This is a genomic window from Paramaledivibacter caminithermalis DSM 15212 (assembly GCF_900142245.1).
In the GTDB taxonomy this organism is placed as follows: domain Bacteria; phylum Bacillota; class Clostridia; order Peptostreptococcales; family Caminicellaceae; genus Paramaledivibacter; species Paramaledivibacter caminithermalis.
This window is the reverse complement of the sequence record NZ_FRAG01000022.1, coordinates 40,673-58,764: the sequence shown is the minus strand read 5'-3', so window position 1 is coordinate 58,764 and position 18,092 is coordinate 40,673. Positions and strand designations below refer to the sequence as shown.

Genomic DNA, 18,092 nt, shown 5'->3' with positions numbered 1-18,092 from the left:
CGTTGTTGTTCACCACCTGAAAGATTGTATACTTTCTCCTTTAAAGAAATATTAAGTTGTAAATCTTTCAAAAGTTTTGTTTTCTTATCATTCCATTTGCTTCTTGGTATTTTAGAATTTATGCAAGCTATATCTAAATTATAGCTAACGGATTTATCATCAATTAAAGCAAAATTTTGAAAAAGAAATCCTATTTTTGTGCGTAATAAATGTTGTGCCTGTCGTGAATTGGCTTTTACATCTGTTGCACCACATACATTGATTGTTCCAGTATCTGGATTTTCAAGTAATCCCATTATATTTAATAAAGTCGATTTGCCAGATCCACTTTTGCCAGTAATACAAATTTGGTCGCCTTGTTCAATCATCAATGAAAAATCATCAAAAATTGTTTTTTTTCCAAAAGATTTACTTATGTTATGTAATTTGAGAAGGTTCGCCAGCAAGTACAACTGTTCCGCCGTTCACTGGTGTGTCGATTTGTGCAAAAGCTGGAATTGCCATTACTATCATCAACACACCTATCATTAAAATTGCTCCAAGTTTCTTCATACAAAAACCCTCCTAGGATTTATATTTGACAAGCTGGATAGCTTGCTTGTCAGTAATAGTAATTATAATGCAATAATGTAATTATAATACAATCCTATGAAACCATTTATATCCAAATTTGTCAATATAGTATTGTGAAAAAAGTGATAAATTTGCTATATATGGATATTACAGTAAAACAGTTAATTTATACACATCAAGAATTCTTAAAAGCTCTGGATATTGTGATATGTATAAATTAAGTTTTACTATGGGAAATCTATAGTGAGGAAAGAACATATTGAGTTTAAATTAAGCTTTAAGTTATGCTACTTTTTTATATCCAGTTAGGGATTTCAGTTTGTCGATGCACCCATCTTTAATAGCAGTACAAGCTAAGGCAAGTAAAGATATATGTCCAAGAGTATTTAAATTAGATACCAATTGAGTATTTCTAACATAAGCTTTTTCAAGATTTAGATTTTTCCATCTAGAGTTATATCTTTCAGATTCAGTTCTGAAAGCATAGATTTTTTTTTAAAGATAGAGTCTCTATTGATGTAAGCACGGTAGTCACTATCTATATCAATATATTTAGTACAACCACGATTTTTCTTATTGCTAAAGTATTTTGGATGCTTACAAGGACATAAAGAGTCATCCTTTTTAGTTCTAAACAAAATCGATAGTAATAGAATTCTCAGGAACATCAGCAGTAGTAGTTATTTCAGCAATTGGAAGACCAGAAATAGCATTGGTTAAAACATGGTTCTTATCGCCCCAGTAGAAATCATAGTTTTTTTCATCATGGGAATTATTAGCTGTATGAACACCTAATTTACAGTCTTCATCAGATTTTGGAGGATTAGATTTATTAAACTTATTTTTAGTAAATTAAAGTTTAAAAGTGAGTCTAATTCTAATTCTTCCTACTACCAATTATTGCTCTTGTGTGTATATTTATAAGTTATGTTCAAAGTGTTATTATTAAACATTAAATACGAATCAATGTCCATCATCATTGTAATACCAACAATTTTATCGGATATTATATTTGTCAAAGCAATCCTTCGTCATCAACGATTTTTGTAATACTATACTATTTTTTTAAAAAATATGCAAATAATTATTGTCATACTAAGAAAAAAATGGTATCATGGTTTATAAATTACAGGATTTGCATAAGGGGAGGATAAAATGAGAAACTATAAAGATATTACTATATGGAAGGATGTCCCTGAAGAAAAGTGGAATGACTGGCACTGGCAATTAGCTAATCGCTTAACAAGTGTTGAACAATTGAAGAATATTATCAATATGACACCAGACGAAGAAAAAGGAATACGAGATTGTCTTATGAACTTGAGAATGGCAATAACCCCACATTATGCGACGCTAATGGACCCTAATAACCCTAAATGTTCAGTTAGGTTGCAGGCTATTCCAACAGAAGCGGAGTTAATTCGTGATTCTGACGATTTGGATGATCCTACTTTTGAAGACATTGATTCACCTGCAAAACATTTGACTCACAGATATCCGGATAGAGTACTGCTTTTAACAACAGATCAATGTGCGATGTATTGCAGACATTGTACACGCAGACGCCTTGTTGGAACAAATGATGCAGCATACGGACCGGAAGAACTTGAACCAGCATTTCAGTACATCGAAAAGACAACTGAAATAAGAGATGTTGTTATATCTGGTGGAGATCCTTTAACACTTAGCACAGAAAGACTTGAACAAATCCTTAAACGTTTAAGATCTATTCCTCATATAGATATTATGCGTATTGGAAGTCGTGTTCCTGTAGTAATGCCTCAAAGAATTACAGATGAATTATGCAGAATGATTAAAAAATATCATCCAATATTTATTAATACTCATTTTAACAGTCCAAAAGAAATGACAAAAGAATCTGCTGGAGCATTAGCAAAACTTGCAAATGCTGGAATTCCATTAGGAAATCAATCAGTACTGCTTAAAGGTATAAATGATTGTCCCAATATTATGAAAAGGTTGGTGCAAGCATTGGTCAAAAACCGTGTTCGCCCTTATTATTTATATTAGTGTGATAGATCTGTTGGTATCCAACACTTTTGCACATCAGTCAGTAAAGGTATTGAGATAATGGAAAGTCTGAGAGGACATACATCTGGTCTGTGCATACCAACATATGTTATTGAGGCAGTTGGTGGTGGTGGTAAATGTCCAGTATTACCTCAGTACTTAATATCTAGAAATGATAGGAAAGTTATTTTAAGAAATTTCGAAGGTGTTATTTCTACTTATACAGAGCCTGATGATAATCGGAGTATCTGTAGTTGCGAAGACTGTAAAGCAGAAAATGAAAAAGCAGAGCTAAATGGTCTCAGAAACTTTTTTACAGATAGAAGGATAATTACGGAACCATGTGAACTGCCAAGAGCAAGGAGAAGAGAGAATCCAAATCCTTTAAGTTTTTAAAACAATATTGAAATTCATTTAACAAAGTCAAAGAGAGGCTAGAGAATGAGTGAGCAGATTAAAATTTATGATAAAAAGAAAAATCTTATGCTTGATTTATCACTATTACTGGTTGCCCTAGTCTGGGGTGGAAGTTTTGTTGCTCTTAAAAATGCACTTGATGTCATAAGCCCATTATTCTTAATGGCTATTAGATTCACAGCTACATTTATAATAATGTCTATTATCTTTAATAAGAAATTGAAAATTATTGGTAAAAAGGATATAAGGGCAGGTACTATTATCGGACTATTTGTATTTTTAGCATTTACAGCACAAGCATATGGTCTAAAGTATACAACAGTAAGCAAACAAGCATTTTTAGTAGGTACAAATGTTGTTATAGTCCCTTTTTTAACATGGATAATACATAAGAAAAGTCCTGGTTGGGAGGCGCTGACAGGAGCTGTTCTAAGTTGTATTGGTATTGGACTGTTGACCTTACAAGGATATAATATTTCAATCAATATAGGAGATGTGCTATCATTGGGTTGCGCTTTTTTCATTGCTGCATCAATAGTTGCCATTGACTATTTTTCATCGGATTCTGACCCGATTACTTTAGTAATAACTCAAATGGGAGCAGCTGCACTGTTTTTTATCATAATTGCATTTGTCTGTGAGCCAATACCTAAAAATATAACAACTGATGTGATTTTTTCTTTGTCGTATATTGTGCTTTTGGCAACAATTGGAGCCTTTTTAATCCAGAATGTTGCCCAGAAATATATACCACCTACTCATACGGCAATCATACTGTGTATGGAATCAGTTTTTGCTACTTTGCTTGCAGCATTGATATTAAAGGAAAAAATGACTGTTTTTATGGTTCTGGGATGCTTGTTAATCTTGCTGTCAATTTTAATATCTGAAACTAAACTTTCATTTTTTAAGAGAGCTAAAATGAGTCTAAGAGAGCAGTAATGGAAAGGGGAGCGGGTCAGGGTTGAAAAGTTGAATTATACTATGCTAATTCAACTTTTCAACCCTGACCCTCTTGGTCCTAACTTAGCAGATTAATATAGAATAAATATTAAAACTCTTAATATATTTTTAAAAAGTATATTTTAAGGAGTTGAATATTTATGATTGATGACATTATGCCTCCTTTGGTCTCTTCTGAACCAGATTTTTCACCTCCTCAAGAAAATAATCCTACTAGGTCTCAAAGACATGAGCTGCTGCTATTTTCCTTAAGGAAAGCCGGACGTCCTGAAGATTTTCAGAATATAATAAATCTATTAAGCCCGCCTCCTGATATTACTACTATTGATAAACCTGGAAGCTTTAAAGGAGTAAAGGTTGGAATAATTGGAGGTGGTCTTGCTGGTCTATCATCAGCCTTTGAGCTTAGAAAGCTAGGATTTGATATAACAATATTTGATGCTTTGGAGGATAGAATAGGAGGCAGGGTTTATACCTATTATTTTGACGATGAAAAAAAGCTCTATGGTGAGCTAGGTGCAATGAGAATTCCTGTAAGTCATGAAACTACTTGGCACTATATTGATCTTTTTAATCTCGATACTAGACCCTTTATACAATATAATGAAAACGCATTTATATATGTTCAGGGTGTACGCGTAAGAAATGATCCCATGGGTAAAAATGTAATGAAATACATTTACCCTCAGTTCAATTTAAATTACTGGGAAAAAAATACTCCTTGGACAGAGCTTATAAATTATGGACTGGGAACCCCTTTATCCTCCATGCCACCTTGGATAAGAAAGGAAATACTTCAAATAAAGCCTGTATACAATCCTCTTCTTCTATATTGGACTGGTAAAGGTATTCGTCAGGTGATTCAAACAATGGGCTTAAGTCAAGGGGCTATAAATCTTATTGGTTCTCTTTCTCCATTTGCCGGCGAATTTTTTTATAACAGCTATTATGAATTATTACAAGAAGATTATCCATTAGACTTTACTTTTCTCTATGAGATAAAAAATGGGCTTGTTAATCTCCCTCTTTCGATTTATAAATCCTTAATATCTGAAAAACCCAAGGAATATAAAAATATTTCACATGAAGATTTAGGGAAAGTTACATGGAAAGGAGGTACCTTGGTTACCGAAATCCATAAAATACAAAGGGATAATAGAATTATATTAAAATACAAGGATAAGCATATAAATGAATTTCTACAAGAATCTTTTGATTATGTTATTTGTGCTATTCCTTTTTCATCACTTCGAACTGTAACAATAGACCCTTTATTTAGTACAAATAAAATGCAAGCCATAAAAGAAGTAAATTATTCAGCTTCCCAAAAAACAATTTTCCTTTGCAATAAAAGATTTTGGGAAGAAGGCAGTCCTTCTGAGAGAATTATTGGAGGAGGCTCTTATACTGACCTACCGATTATAAGTATATGGTATCCTTCGGATCATGCAAATTCTGATGCAATAGATAAAAGTAGCAAACCTGGTGTTCTATTGGCATCATACAATTTTACCTTGGACGCAATTCGTTTAGGCAATCTAAGGGATAAAAGACGCTTTAAAGAAATAAAGCGTCAGGTTGAAAAAGTTCATGGTCTTCCTGAAGGTTATCTTAATTCTATAGTAAAGGATTACAAGACAGTTCAATGGGATAAAGAGAAATATTTTTATGGAGCTTTTTGTTATTTTATGCCTGAGCAAAAAAAACTTTTTTCATATACTATGATACAGCCTGAATATAATGGAAAAATATTCTTTGCAGGTGAACATACCTCGGCTACCCATGCCTGGATGCAGGGAGCCCTACATAGTGGTATGAGGGCAGCAAATCAATTAGCATTATGTTGTAAAAAATCACTCAAATAAAATATTAAAACCCTTAATATTTCTCATGAAATAAAGAATTTTATATATCTGCTTAGCAAATTAATTTACATTTGATTTCTGCTTCACAAAAAGAGATAATATAGATATTCCAGTAAAACAGTTAATTTATACACATCAAAAATCCTTAAAAACTCTGGATATTTTGATATGTATAAATTAAGTTTTACTATGGGAAATCTATAGATATTCCAGTAAAACAGTTAATTTATACACATCAAAAATCCTTAAAAACTCTGGATATTTTGATATGTATAAATTAAGTTTTACTATGGGAAATCTATATAGGAGAGAACTTAAATGAAAAAATACGAAGATAAAAAAGTATATTATCATACTTATAATACACTCTTTGGAGAAATGTTTTTTGCTTCTATAGATGAAGGTTTATGTATGGTGAGCTTTATGGATGGAAATATAGAAAAACAATTTAGATGGCTAAAAAAATATTTTCGTGAAGATAATATTATTAAAAAAAATACAGAAAAAAATATTAAAGCCTATAGACAATTGGAAGAATATTTTAGTGGAAAAAGAAAGGATTTTGATTTAAATATCCATCTATTGGGTACAACCTTCCAAAAGCAGGTTTGGAATATACTAGGAAATATAAAATTCGGTAAAGTTTGGACCTATAAGGCTGTGGCTGAAGAGTTAGGAGATACTAACAAGTGTAGAGCAGTTGGTGGTGCTATAGGGAAAAATCCTATTAGTGTGATAATTCCTTGTCACAGGGTTATCGGAAGCAACGGTAAGCTTACAGGATTTTCTGCTCCAGACGGAATACTCCTTAAAAAGAGATTACTTGACTTAGAAAAGAAGCATAATCTTTAGATTCTGAGGTCATGCTTCTTCTATTTATTTTTTATTTAATTCGTCATACATTCTTTTCACCTTTTTAAAGTCCTCCCAAAATGGTCTTTTCTTACTTTCATCCCTAAGAAGTGCTGCTGGATGAAAGGTTGGAAGTATCATGAACCCCTTTTTCTCTATCCATTGCCCCCTTTGCCTTGTAATCTTTAAGTTCTTATCTATTATATTTTTTGCAGCTACAGAACCTAAGCATATAATCATCTTAGGCTTTATAAGCTTTACTTGCCATCTTAAATAGGAAATACAAGCCTTTATTTCATCCTCTTTAGGATTTCTATTATTTGGAGGTCGGCATTTTACTATATTTGCTATAAAAACTTCTTCTCTCTTAAAATCAATGGCTTCTATGGCCTTTGTAAGCAGTTGTCCAGCTGCTCCTACAAAGGCTTGCCCCTGCAAGTCCTCTTGCTGCCCTGGTCCTTCTCCTATAAACATTATATCAGCCTTAGGGTTACCTTGTCCAAAAACTACATTTGTCCGCCCCATACATAATCTACATCTTCTACACTGATTAGTAATTTTTTTTAATTCATCTAAAGTATACATAATTTCATCACCTTTATTTTTTGTTAAAAACCTTCATTTATGGTAATTATACTAATAATACTATTTAAAATCAAAATTTAACTTGAATTTTAATATTACCTATTTATATATTATATAGCTTTATGTATTGAAAAATATTCCAAAATAAGGTACCATGAAGAAAACTGTATATTGGGGGAATGAATGTGAACCTAGAACAAAAAATTGAAGAAATGCGTGATGAAATTATCAAATCTACTCAAGAAATAATTAAACTAAAGAGTGTAAAGGATGCACCAAAGGAGGGAATGCCCTTTGGGAAGGATATTCATCAGTGCTTCATGCACGCTTTAGATTTATCGCAAAAATTAGGATTTAAAACAAAAAATATTGACAATTATGGTGGTCATGCTGAATTTGGTGATGGTGAAGAGGTTGTAGGCATATTAGTTCATCTTGATGTTGTTCCTGAAGGTGATAATTGGACATACCCTCCTTACGCTGGTGAAATCCATGATGGAAAAATCTTTGGCAGGGGAACTATAGATGATAAAGGCCCTGCTATTGCTGGTTTATATGCTATGAAGGCGATTAAAGAATCAGGAGCAAAATTGAGTAAAAAAATACGAATAATTTTTGGTCTTGATGAGGAAAGTGGATGGGAAAGCTTAAAATACTATTTAAGTAAAGAAAAGGCTCCAAATATTGCATTTACTCCAGATGCTGAATTTCCTGCCATTCATGGGGAAAAGGGTATCTTAGTATTTGATTTGGTTAAGGAGTTTAACAGTAAATATACTGACAATGGTATTAAGGTATTGAAAATCAAAGGTGGTAATAGACCTAATATGGTTCCAGATTATTGTGAAGCCTATGTTGTTTCTAAAAATTCATTAAAGAGAAATTTAGAGGCTTATGTAAAAGAAAATAAGGTTAAGTTAGAAATAGAAGAAAATGGAGATAAAACTATCATAAAATCCTATGGAGTTTCTGCCCATGGTAGTCTTCCAGAAAAAGGACAAAATGCAATATCTCAGCTTATATTGTTCTTAAATTCCTTGGATTTAGCTGAAGGTGATATTTCTGACTTTATTAAGGTATATTGTGAAAAAATAGGCATGGATTTTTATGGTAAATCAATAGGCTGTGGTTTTACCGACGAACCTTCAGGAAACCTTATTTTTAACGTTGGAATAATAGATTTAAATGAAAACAGTGTGAAAACTACAATTAATATTCGGTACCCTGTAACATATACCCATAGACAAGTCTGTGAAGGAATGAAAAAAGCCCTTGAAAATACCAGCGTTAGGATAGTTGTAACTGAAAATATGGACCCTATATATCTTCCAAAGGATCATGAAGTAATCCAAAAGCTTATGGAGGTGTATAGAGAATTTACTGGTGATGATAGCGAACCAATAACTATAGGAGGCGGTACATACGCTAGATCCATGGAAAATGCAGTTGCCTTTGGTCCATTGTTCCCAGGTCAGCCTGAGCTTGCACACCAAAAGGATGAATTCATAGCTGTTGAAGATTTAATTAAAATTACTAAGATATATGCTAAAGCCTTGTATGAATTAGCAAAATAATACTCTTTAAAAGGTACATTAATATATGTACCTTTATTTCATCCTATCCCTTTTTTTAGTTCTTCTATTCATATACTTAAAGATAGTACCATAAACCTTTATTACATTTAGCTGGGAATCATACATTAGCTGTTTTACTACAGGTGCTCCAATCACAGATAATATTTTATCATAGTCACCATTAGCTGCCCTATTAAAAGCCTTCCTAAACTCATATAAATATCTAATGTTTTTATCTGTTTTTTTAAGTAGTTTATCATAGCTTTTGCCCTCTGTAATAGCTCTAGCCAATAAAACGCCATCTGTTATAGAATTAATTTGTCCAAACCCCAGAAAAGGTTCAATTCCACCCCTAGAATTGCCCACAAAATATATATTATCTATATAATTAGGATAAGTATATCCAGTAGAATGTTTCAGCTTAAATTCTTCTATAATGGTAGATTCTATGTTTTCAGTAAGTAAAAATCTTTCCCAATAATTATCCACCTGTTTATCATTTACATCGGTTACAATAAGAACTAATGATGCTTTTTTATTACTAAAGGGGGTTAGATAAGCATAACCATCCTTACTATAATCCTTGTTTATCCATACTATTAGCTCGTTAGGGTCAAAGTTTCCTAGGATAATTGCTCCTCTTAGGTAAGTTGTCACTAATCTATATGAGCATCCAAGCTCCTCAGTAAAATTAGTATTGCCAGTTGCAATTATAACATAATCATATTTTTTAGATAATTCCTCGTAATCTGCAAATTTATTGAATTGTATTTTAGGCTTCTTAAGTTTTGAGTATAATTGATTCTTGATTGAATACTGTTCTTTACCCCTTACAAAAAGATATCCCAGTTCTCCTTCAATCGTTGTCTTTTTGTTTGGTGAAATATGGGTAATCCTTTTTAGCTTTGTCAGGGGAGTTAGCTCTATATCAAAATTATTTTTAAAGCAAACTAAGGGGTCCTTTGCAGGTCTTGACATTAAATTTAGTAAAGCTGTGACATGGGAATGTCTTTCTCCAATAAAGTCATTCTTCTCATATACATCTGGGTTTATACCATGTTTTTGAAATTCTAAAGCACATGAAAGCCCACCTAAGCCTGCTCCAATAATTGCTACCTTCAATTTCTTTACCCTCCATATTTATATAGTATTTCAAACCAAAAATAAATAGCTAAGGCTATGATAATAATACTAAAAGTATATATTGCTAAACTCATTTTTCAACTCTCCATTTGTTTAATATCACCATAGAAAACCAACTTAAAAGAGATATAGCACCTATATTAATTATAAGGCTGTCGTAAAAATGCCAATTTAAATATTCTACAGCTCCTCTTAAAACAAGAACAAGCTCTACAGAAGAATATAGTATAAATAGAACTATTACATTCAATATAGTTATAGTTTTTTTTTGTGGATGATACTGTGCTAGTAATGTCCCTATTACAAATACAGGTCCTACTAAGAAAAATAATGAGCTTCCTAAAATATTTATAATACCATTATTTATTATATATCTTTTGTTGAGAGTATTGCAGTAATCCACAGTCATTACCATTAATATAGCAAACAATCCTGACCATATATTTATCCTTAGTTTTTTCCAATCTACTAACAATAAAAATATACTCCAATTTGCTAAAAATAATATTATCCATTCCATGTTAAATCCCCCATAAGAAATCATCATGCTCTAGTACCTGCTTTTAGTTGGAAATACTTTGGATATCACATAGGGCTTAGCTTGAAGTCTTTTAATTTTTTGCTGAAGCTTTTCAATCTCTCTCATTTCATCGTCTCTCATTTGACTAAATAGCTGTCTTGCCTCTGGATTAACTATATATATCAAATTTTTATTATAAAAAAGTTGGTTTGAAATTCTATGTTGCAGTATGTCCTTTAATATATCTACTTCCTTCATATCTATCCCCTAACCTTGAAGATTTAATTTTATCGTTAGATCCTTAATTAACTTAATATGTTCCTTTGAAGTCTTTTTAAATTCTTTTATCATATTTTTAATTTCTTTATTACTAATATATTTTATATAATCCGAATACTTCTTTAATAGAAGTTCTTCTCGATCTACGGATAATATAAAGGCTATATCCATAAGCTGTTCTTGAGATGGTTTCTTCATCAATTCACCCCTTATAAAATAAAAAATTATTATTTTGCTTTAATATTTTTTGCCTTTGAGGTAAATATTATTCTTGTAGATTTATATTAAAGGATATTATATTCTGTTAATTGAAGGTGAAATAATGGATAAGGATATATGGTCTTTTATTTTTTATTATGGTAATGTTCTAATCTTAATCGTTATTTTCATAGCTTTAATAAATAAAAAAAGATTGAAGGAACTCATTCCAATTGGGTTATTTATTGCTGTAGAGAATTATACCGTTGAAATAATCGGACTATCCCATGGATATTGGGAATATCCCTTAGAAAACCCTGGTTATCCAGAGGTAATTATCATATCAAGTCTCATATATTTTCCTATTATAACAATGCTCTTTTATCAATTTCTTTCAAAAAATAAAGTGAAAAATATTATTTTGACAATATTATTTGTATCCTTAAATATGATAATTGAAGTTATAACCTTAAAAACAACAAAATTATTTGTATACGGTAAAGGTATGAACTTATTTATTGCTTTTTTAATGTATATCAGTGCTTATATCCTAATAATTATCTTTGGAAAATATTATAATAATTTAAATTCAGAGAAGGGATGTTGAAGTCTATGAAAATAGCAATAGTAGGTGCTGGTTTATCTGGATTATCCTGTGCCTTTGAATTAAAAAAATATGGAATAACACCTACGGTTTTTGAAAAGAGAAGCTCCATAGGTGATGGATTAGATTATACTATTTCTAACCTAAGAATATTTTCAAAGTTTAATTGTAATCCACAAAAATACTATAAAAGAAAATATAATCTCCAGTTAACTCCTTTAAGTCCATTAAGAAAAATTATAATCAAGGGTCCAAGTAATAAAACTATTGTTAAGGGTAAGCTAGGATATACTTTTAAAAGGGGGATAGAAGCTTATTCCATGGAGAATCAACTTGCAAAGCAAGTTAATCTCCCCATATTTTTTGATACATATATCGATATGGATGATATAAAAAAAGATTTTGATTATATAGTTTGGGCTGCTGGGGATAATACACTTTCAAAAAAATTAGGTGTATGGAACTCTAATCTAAATACCTGTATCAGAATATCAACAATAGAAGGAAATTTTAAAACTGATTGTGGCTTTATATGGTTTGATAATGACTATGCCAAAAACACATACGCATATCTTTTACCTTATAGTAAATCCAAGGCTAATTTAACCTTGGTAGTTAACAATATCACTCCTTATAATCTTCACTATTATTGGAAAAAGTTTTTAACTAAAGAAAATATTCGATATAGAATATTTGAAACTAGGGATATAAAATATACCACAGGGTTTGTTTATCCACTTCGAATCCATAATATTTATCTTGTCGGCAATGCCGCTGGACTTACAGAAAATATATTAGGCTTCGGGTCAACAAATGCCATTGAGAGTGGTATAATGGCAGCTAGGTCTATTGCAAAAAAACTTGATTACAATAAGCTTATGAAGGAAATCCTAGAATCAGTAAAGCTCAATCATGAACTTAGAAAATTTATAAATTCCTTTGAAAATAAGGATTTTGATAAATTAGTGTCTTTTTTGGGGCTGCCTGTTATTAAACAAATGATATATAGAAATCCCTTTTATAAATCTAAGCATGCTGCTCAAATCATAAAATTATATAATAGATTTTTCAACATATAAGGAATAAAGGTCTTTGAGAATTTTCAGATAAAAATGTCCCTCTAGACGCTTTTATTCTCTTTTTTCACACTTCTACCATTATTCCTTTTCTTTATTTGTGCAAATATTAGAATTATAATAGGAAGAATAATTTGATAGGGAAGGAAGTAATACGTAGTAGTTTCCATAAGCCATCTAAATTTATAAATTGTACTATCAAAAATAAAGCATGAAAAATTACACATTAGTAAGGCTATGGGCGTTGCTAAGATTTTATAGTCCTTAAATCCAAATATCTTTGACATACCATTGCTGACGGCCAATAGGCATACGCTTACCTTCAAAAAAAAGGAGGTCAGGGTTGCAACTACCGCAATAACCTCCAATCTCTGAAGAAGCTCCCCGATACTAACCTTACCAGCCACATTGTGGTTAGGATAATAGGTGGATAAATATAAATCTTCACCTAAAACTAATATTTCAGCAAGGGAAACCCCAGCTATTAGGAGTCCTCCCCATAATAAACCTTTAATAAATATGCTTTTTTTAGAGTCCCTAGGCTTTAATGCAAAAAAAATCATTAGAAAAACTACTACATCTCCAAAGGGGAATACTAAGGCTTCTAGGGTCCCCTTTAAAAATGACCTTATACCATCATATAGTACTGGCTGAATATTGCTTAAATCCATTTGAGGAATTAACATTAAAATCACTATTGTTGGTATTGGAGCATCTAGAATAACAAAAAGATTTGCCCACCTCCCCATAGTTTCCATTCCCGCTTTTACTATCCAAATACATAATAATGTTACTAAAATTATTGGTACTATCATGGGAGTTTCAGGTAGAGAAAGGGTAATTAGGAATTCTCCTTGATCTCTTAAAACCAACACTCCTAAATGAAAGGTAAACCAGATAAATATTAAACCTAAAGCTTTTCCAAAAAATCTTCCAAAGATATCCTCAAGTATATCAAATAAATCCTTCCCTGGATAAAGTGAAAGTAATCTAGCATATACCATGTATAGAGGAATTGCTAAAATTAATGCCATCAATATGGCTAGCCAAAGATCACTTCCTGCAGCAGCTCCAGTGGGTAGTGCCAAGGCCCCTCCAGAAATAAATAGTATAATTAAGCATATTGCTTGTATATCTGAAATAACTTCTTTACTCAATGTCGCTACCTCCTAAGGCTTATTAATCCTCTATTTTAATAGGCTCTAATGTTAATGCACTGCCACGTATATTTACATTTACGTTAATTTCTGTTTCCAAATCCTTAAAAACTTCATCCCAATAAGGCTCAATTTGCCTCCATTTTTCTGGCATCTTATCCTTTATTTTTATACCAAACCCAAAGATATCACTTTTATATTCCTTCTGTACCTTTTTTATTACATTTTCCATCTGTTTTTTTATTTCAGCTTCTGTATCTCTCTTAAGTACTTCCCTAGCTTTTTTTTCTATAACATTAACTTCACCACTTATTTCCCCTATGCCAAAGTCGCTTTCTATATTAATCTTTATAACAATTTCATCTCCTGATTTTATAGGTTTTATCCTTGTCTTATTAGCAAATAATTCTAAGGTAACTTCTATAGGTCTATCAGATACCTCAGTTTTTACAGTTAACACTCCTCCCTCTAATTCATTTATGATCCATAAATAAATCTTAGTCTCTGTTTCATCTAAGGTCCCTACTAGATTACTCCCTTTAATTATAGCCTGCCCCCTTACTTTTGGAACCTTTATACCATCCTTTTCTGCCACTATAACCATTGGTAATGTTGGTGAAGCCCCCTTATCATAAGTAGTTCCAATAAACCTCCATGCAGGAATTGCATGATATGTAGATATATTCTTCTCATTTTTCAATGTATCATCAATATGAAAGGAAGTTATTTCATCACGATTTTCAAAGGTATTTTCAAATATTTCATTTGCAGTATCTTCATCGGATATTAAAATCCAAACATTGTCTCTAAACTCTCCATCTCTACTTATATAATCAAGTATAGGAACTAATCTTTTACCAGTTACATCTTTACTCAGTATAATTACCTTTGTGTGTCCCCAATACAGTTTTCTAGCATTTTTCATTATTGTATCTCTCACTGCATCAAACACTGTTTCTCCTCTACTTTGAAACAATGCACTTCCAAACCTTTGACCACCCTCCAATAATTTAACTACTTCGCTAGTAACAATATATTTATCCTTCGATTCATCATAGTCAATGGCAACACCAGCAACAAATCTCATCTTGTTTACATCACTATAATTCCAACAACCTGAAAGAATAAATAAAGTAATCACTATTATTATGAAATACAATTTCTTCATTATACTACCTTCTTTATTAGTACATGATTATTTTCCCAATACTTTATTTACAATATTTTCAATAGGCTTTGTAGGGCTTGGTATTTTTACATCTAGACTTAAAAGTAAACTTATAATAAATGCTGCAGTGAAAAATATGCTGTATATAATAAGTTCTTTTTTCCTATTTTCTTTATATAAAGGAATCATCTCTATAGTCCCTACTATGAGATATCCTAGTATCACTAAAATAAACATTTCAATCTCCTATCTTAATGGTTTTTGATCTTAGTGCGCTACCTCTTATATTTAAGTTCACATTTACATCTACATCAAGCTTGGTAAAGATATCTTCCCAATTTGATTTTATACCCTCCCAAAGTTTTGGATTTTCTCTACTTATAATAGCTCCGAATCCAAAAATATCGCTTTTATATTCTTCTTGTACTTTTTTTATTACGTTTCCCACCATTTTTTTTATCGTATCTTCTCCGCTCCTTTGAATCCTCTTAAGATTTTCTTCATTCATAAAATCTAAGCTTGAATCTATTTCATTAATATTGACCATGGTTTTTATATCTATTTTCATGGCAATCTTTCCGTCCTTATATATTGGTTTTACCTTAGTTTTATTCTTAAATATCTCAAAGGTTATCTTTACTGGTTCCTTTGCCAGATTAGTTGCCACAGTTACTAATGTTCCTCCCTTTAATTCATCAATTACAAATAGAAAGCTTTTTGTTTCAATTCCATTTAACCATCCTACTTTTTCGGCTCCTTTGAAAATAGCTGTTCCGTAAATTTGACTAATCTTCTTTTTATTATATTCAGCTATATTTATGGTGGGCAGTGTGGCAGATATTCCCTCTGACGATAATTCATCAACAAATTTCCAAAGAGGTACTGCTCGATACTTGGAAATACTCTTTTGATTTTTAAGCATATCCTCAAGATGAAAGGATATTATTTCTTGTACTTTAACGTCTGTTTTTAAAATATCCTTTGCAGTCTTTTCCCTTGAAACCAAGAGCATCATATCATCTCTAGTCTCAGCATCTCTCTTTATAAAATCAATGACGCTTAAAAATTTCTCTTTTTCCTTAATTATATCTTCACTTAAAATAAGAACCTTAGCATGACTCCAAAAAATCTTTTTGCCAGTCTTAGATATTAAATTCCTTACAGCATTGAACAGATTATCTCCAAGACCTGAAAAACTTTCGGATTTCATCTGCATTTTCCCACCAACACTTATAGGCATCACTAGTTCCACGGTTAATTCAATCATATCTTTTTCCTTGTTATAATCTACTGCAGCTCCAGAGATTATTCTTCTATCATTGATTTCACTGTAGTTCCAGCATCCTGAAATACATAAGGCAATTATTATACATAAGGATAATAAAAGTCTTTTCTTTTTCACCCTTCTACCTCTTTTCATAAAGCCCATCATTGGTTTGTCTAACTTTATTATTATCTCCAATAAGCTTAGGTCTTAAGTACATAATCCACCACGGAACCCTTATGGCAGTATCCTTTATATCCTGCATATCTAATGAACCAATATTTAGCATATATGGTATGCCAAAGGATCTCATAGACATCAAGTGAATAAATAAACCTATAACCCCAAATATGTAGCCATAGAGCCCTAAAAAAGCTGACAATAGTAGAAATATTAGTCTAACAACTATTAATGCTCCAATCATTTGAGGTACTAAAAAATTTGATATACCTGTTAAAGCTGTTACTATTACAATTGGTGCACTAACAAACCTTGCTTCTACGGCAGATTGTCCTAAAATCAATGCACCAACAAAGCTTATTGTAGAACCAGCAGGCTTAGGAAGCCTAATCCCAGTTTCCCTTAATATCTCAAAGGCAAGGAGCATAAATAGTGCTTCAACTATAGTAGGAAAGGGTACTCCTTCCCTTGCAGCCGAAATACTTAAAAGCAAAGGAGTAGGTATCATTTCCTGGTGAAACGTGGTTAAAGCTACATATATTGCAGGTACACTTGTTGAAAGGAAAAAGGCAAATATCCTAATAATTCTATTTATAGATGCATATATAAAACCATGATAATAATCTTCATTTGCTTGAAAATATTCTATAAAAAGATGGGGCAGGGTTAATACATGGGGTGTTCCATCTATTATTAAAGCCACTCTTCCTTCTAATAAATTTGCTGCTACAATATCAGGTCTTTCAGTATTACCTATGGTTGTAAAGGGAGATAATGGAGAATCCTTAATAAGCTCCTCTATATATCCAGATTCTAGTACGGCATCTATTTCTATATCGTCCAATCTCCTATTTACTTCCGTTATAATTTCTTGACTGGCTAAACCTTCAATATAACAAATACATATCTTTGTTTTTGTACAGGTTCCTAACTGTCTAAATCTGAATTTCAAATCTGTATTCCTTATTTTTCTCCTAATTAATGTCAAATTTGTCATAATAGCTTCATTAAAGCCTTCCTTTGGACCCCTGACTATTGTCTCAGAACTTGGTTCCTCTATAGCCCTTGTATTCCAACCCTTACAATCTAACAGCAAAGCACTATCGAAGCCATCAAGCAGTAGAATAGCATCTCCATATAGGCACGAACTTAATAATTCATAGACATCTTTTTTTTCTTTAACTGCACTTGAAATTATTATCTTATCCTTAAAAATATCTATTGCCTTTCTATTTATATTTGAATCTTTTAATGAAAAATTAACTATAGGTTTGATTATGTTTTCATTTACGATTTCTTTATTTACCATACCATCTATAAAAACTAGACAGCATTTTACAGGTGATGAATCCTTAGTTTCAAACTCTCTAAACCTAATGGTGTCATCATTATTAAATATCTCTCTAAATAATTTTATATTCTCGTCTAGATTTTTAACCAGTTTCCAATCTTCAGCAGTAACTACTGCTTTTTTTCTATGCTTTCCCAATATTTTATCCCTTATAATTCTAAACATATTTTCACCCTTCACTTATTTTATATAAGAAAATTAAATTTTATTTTCATTTTTTCTATTATTAATCATTTAATCCATAATGGGTATTATTAGTTTGTATTTGGTTTTGCAAAAATATACTAAATAA

The 18,092-nt window shown here is 31.5% G+C and carries 20 protein-coding genes; 8 read left to right on the top strand and 12 right to left on the bottom strand.

The window, feature by feature from the left end; translation table 11 throughout:
- Both BUB36_RS10140 and BUB36_RS20140 read right to left on the bottom strand, forming a co-directional pair.
- Positions 1-368 (bottom strand): ATP-binding cassette domain-containing protein (locus BUB36_RS10140; RefSeq protein WP_131821239.1); only part of this gene is annotated, 368 nt, incomplete at its 3' end.
- Positions 369-1,007: 639 nt separating this feature from the next.
- Complete coding sequence (locus BUB36_RS20140; protein ID WP_242655756.1) at positions 1,008-1,211, bottom strand: hypothetical protein; 204 nt, start codon at positions 1,209-1,211, stop codon at positions 1,008-1,010.
- Between the two features lie 517 nt (positions 1,212-1,728).
- Here BUB36_RS20140 and BUB36_RS10130 point away from each other — a divergent pair.
- The 5 genes from BUB36_RS10130 (at position 1,729) to BUB36_RS10115 (ending at position 6,701) form a co-directional block, all read left to right on the top strand.
- The gene (locus BUB36_RS10130) at positions 1,729-2,604 is read left to right on the top strand and encodes a KamA family radical SAM protein (protein WP_330390481.1); all 876 of its coding nucleotides are present in this window, start codon (positions 1,729-1,731) and stop codon (positions 2,602-2,604) included.
- A gap of 60 nt (positions 2,605-2,664) precedes the next feature.
- Positions 2,665-3,000: a hypothetical protein gene (locus BUB36_RS20515; protein WP_330390480.1), complete on the top strand. Its 336-nt coding sequence runs from the start codon at positions 2,665-2,667 to the stop codon at positions 2,998-3,000.
- Between the two features lie 45 nt (positions 3,001-3,045).
- Positions 3,046-3,963, top strand: coding sequence for a DMT family transporter (locus BUB36_RS10125; protein WP_073149599.1), 918 nt, complete (start codon positions 3,046-3,048; stop codon positions 3,961-3,963).
- A gap of 161 nt (positions 3,964-4,124) precedes the next feature.
- Positions 4,125-5,849: a flavin monoamine oxidase family protein gene (locus tag BUB36_RS10120; RefSeq protein ID WP_084111933.1), complete on the top strand. Its 1,725-nt coding sequence runs from the start codon at positions 4,125-4,127 to the stop codon at positions 5,847-5,849.
- A 318-nt stretch (positions 5,850-6,167) separates the two neighbouring features.
- Positions 6,168-6,701 (top strand): methylated-DNA--[protein]-cysteine S-methyltransferase, encoded by a 534-nt coding sequence (locus tag BUB36_RS10115; RefSeq protein WP_073149597.1) that lies wholly within the window; start codon positions 6,168-6,170, stop codon positions 6,699-6,701.
- 24 nt (positions 6,702-6,725) lie between these two features.
- Here the strand turns inward: BUB36_RS10115 and BUB36_RS10110 are convergent, their stop codons facing one another.
- Positions 6,726-7,286 (bottom strand): uracil-DNA glycosylase, encoded by a 561-nt coding sequence (locus BUB36_RS10110; RefSeq protein WP_073149595.1) that lies wholly within the window; start codon positions 7,284-7,286, stop codon positions 6,726-6,728.
- Positions 7,287-7,471: 185 nt separating this feature from the next.
- Between BUB36_RS10110 and pepV the strand changes: the two genes are divergently transcribed.
- The gene (gene pepV, locus BUB36_RS10105) at positions 7,472-8,860 is read left to right on the top strand and encodes a dipeptidase PepV (protein ID WP_073149593.1); all 1,389 of its coding nucleotides are present in this window, start codon (positions 7,472-7,474) and stop codon (positions 8,858-8,860) included.
- Between the two features lie 33 nt (positions 8,861-8,893).
- On the opposite strand, the gene BUB36_RS10100 is transcribed toward pepV, so the two are convergent.
- The 4 genes from BUB36_RS10100 to BUB36_RS10085 all read right to left on the bottom strand — a co-directional run bounded on the left by BUB36_RS10100 (position 8,894) and on the right by BUB36_RS10085 (position 11,000).
- Positions 8,894-9,982 (bottom strand): FAD-dependent oxidoreductase, encoded by a 1,089-nt coding sequence (locus BUB36_RS10100; protein WP_073149591.1) that lies wholly within the window; start codon positions 9,980-9,982, stop codon positions 8,894-8,896.
- 91 nt (positions 9,983-10,073) lie between these two features.
- Positions 10,074-10,523, bottom strand: a complete 450-nt coding sequence (locus BUB36_RS10095; RefSeq protein WP_073149589.1) for a hypothetical protein — start codon at positions 10,521-10,523, stop codon at positions 10,074-10,076.
- A gap of 30 nt (positions 10,524-10,553) precedes the next feature.
- Positions 10,554-10,781 (bottom strand): hypothetical protein, encoded by a 228-nt coding sequence (locus BUB36_RS10090; protein WP_073149587.1) that lies wholly within the window; start codon positions 10,779-10,781, stop codon positions 10,554-10,556.
- Positions 10,782-10,790: 9 nt separating this feature from the next.
- Positions 10,791-11,000 (bottom strand): hypothetical protein, encoded by a 210-nt coding sequence (locus tag BUB36_RS10085; RefSeq protein WP_073149585.1) that lies wholly within the window; start codon positions 10,998-11,000, stop codon positions 10,791-10,793.
- Positions 11,001-11,124: 124 nt separating this feature from the next.
- Here BUB36_RS10085 and BUB36_RS10080 point away from each other — a divergent pair, with 124 nt between their 5' ends.
- Together BUB36_RS10080 and BUB36_RS10075 are read left to right on the top strand one after the other, a co-directional pair.
- On the top strand, positions 11,125-11,607 hold the full coding sequence (locus BUB36_RS10080) for a CBO0543 family protein (protein WP_073149583.1): 483 nt from the start codon (positions 11,125-11,127) through the stop codon (positions 11,605-11,607).
- Between the two features lie 5 nt (positions 11,608-11,612).
- Entirely contained in the window at positions 11,613-12,683 is a 1,071-nt protein-coding gene (locus tag BUB36_RS10075; RefSeq protein ID WP_073149581.1) for an NAD(P)/FAD-dependent oxidoreductase, read from the top strand.
- A gap of 41 nt (positions 12,684-12,724) precedes the next feature.
- On the opposite strand, the gene BUB36_RS10070 is transcribed toward BUB36_RS10075, so the two are convergent.
- Genes BUB36_RS10070 through BUB36_RS10050 form a run of 5 tightly spaced genes read right to left on the bottom strand, consistent with a single transcriptional unit; the run spans position 12,725 to position 17,965 of the window.
- Complete coding sequence (locus BUB36_RS10070) at positions 12,725-13,837, bottom strand: GerAB/ArcD/ProY family transporter (RefSeq protein ID WP_073149579.1); 1,113 nt, start codon at positions 13,835-13,837, stop codon at positions 12,725-12,727.
- 22 nt (positions 13,838-13,859) lie between these two features.
- Entirely contained in the window at positions 13,860-15,005 is a 1,146-nt protein-coding gene (locus tag BUB36_RS10065) for a Ger(x)C family spore germination protein (RefSeq protein ID WP_073149577.1), read from the bottom strand.
- A 27-nt stretch (positions 15,006-15,032) separates the two neighbouring features.
- Positions 15,033-15,242 carry a hypothetical protein gene (locus BUB36_RS10060; protein WP_073149575.1) on the bottom strand — a complete coding sequence of 70 codons (210 nt, stop codon included), beginning with the start codon at positions 15,240-15,242 and terminating at the stop codon, positions 15,033-15,035.
- 1 nt (position 15,243) lies between these two features.
- Positions 15,244-16,425: a Ger(x)C family spore germination protein gene (locus BUB36_RS10055; protein WP_165613067.1), complete on the bottom strand. Its 1,182-nt coding sequence runs from the start codon at positions 16,423-16,425 to the stop codon at positions 15,244-15,246.
- A complete protein-coding gene (locus BUB36_RS10050; RefSeq protein WP_073149573.1) occupies positions 16,412-17,965 on the bottom strand; it encodes a spore germination protein in 1,554 nt (517 codons plus the stop codon). The genes BUB36_RS10055 and BUB36_RS10050 overlap by 14 nt, the downstream gene beginning before the upstream one ends.
- Between the last annotated feature and the right edge of the window lie 127 nt (positions 17,966-18,092).

What these genes read in the sequence shown, in the direction of transcription:
- BUB36_RS10055 (WP_165613067.1), bottom strand. Translation starts at nt 16,425, where the DNA reads ATGAAAAGAGGTAGAAGGGTGAAAAAGAAAAGACTTTTATTATCCTTA.
- BUB36_RS10075 (WP_073149581.1), top strand. Translation starts at nt 11,613, where the DNA reads ATGAAAATAGCAATAGTAGGTGCTGGTTTATCTGGATTATCCTGTGCC.
- BUB36_RS10115 (WP_073149597.1), top strand. Translation starts at nt 6,168, where the DNA reads ATGAAAAAATACGAAGATAAAAAAGTATATTATCATACTTATAATACA.
- BUB36_RS10060 (WP_073149575.1), bottom strand. Translation starts at nt 15,242, where the DNA reads ATGTTTATTTTAGTGATACTAGGATATCTCATAGTAGGGACTATAGAG.
- BUB36_RS10085 (WP_073149585.1), bottom strand. Translation starts at nt 11,000, where the DNA reads ATGAAGAAACCATCTCAAGAACAGCTTATGGATATAGCCTTTATATTA.
- BUB36_RS10120 (WP_084111933.1), top strand. Translation starts at nt 4,125, where the DNA reads ATGATTGATGACATTATGCCTCCTTTGGTCTCTTCTGAACCAGATTTT.
- BUB36_RS10050 (WP_073149573.1), bottom strand. Translation starts at nt 17,965, where the DNA reads ATGTTTAGAATTATAAGGGATAAAATATTGGGAAAGCATAGAAAAAAA.
- BUB36_RS10090 (WP_073149587.1), bottom strand. Translation starts at nt 10,781, where the DNA reads ATGAAGGAAGTAGATATATTAAAGGACATACTGCAACATAGAATTTCA.
- BUB36_RS10080 (WP_073149583.1), top strand. Translation starts at nt 11,125, where the DNA reads ATGGATAAGGATATATGGTCTTTTATTTTTTATTATGGTAATGTTCTA.
- BUB36_RS10095 (WP_073149589.1), bottom strand. Translation starts at nt 10,523, where the DNA reads ATGGAATGGATAATATTATTTTTAGCAAATTGGAGTATATTTTTATTG.
- BUB36_RS10110 (WP_073149595.1), bottom strand. Translation starts at nt 7,286, where the DNA reads ATGTATACTTTAGATGAATTAAAAAAAATTACTAATCAGTGTAGAAGA.
- BUB36_RS10065 (WP_073149577.1), bottom strand. Translation starts at nt 15,005, where the DNA reads ATGAAGAAATTGTATTTCATAATAATAGTGATTACTTTATTTATTCTT.
- BUB36_RS20515 (WP_330390480.1), top strand. Translation starts at nt 2,665, where the DNA reads ATGGAAAGTCTGAGAGGACATACATCTGGTCTGTGCATACCAACATAT.
- BUB36_RS10130 (WP_330390481.1), top strand. Translation starts at nt 1,729, where the DNA reads ATGAGAAACTATAAAGATATTACTATATGGAAGGATGTCCCTGAAGAA.
- BUB36_RS10125 (WP_073149599.1), top strand. Translation starts at nt 3,046, where the DNA reads ATGAGTGAGCAGATTAAAATTTATGATAAAAAGAAAAATCTTATGCTT.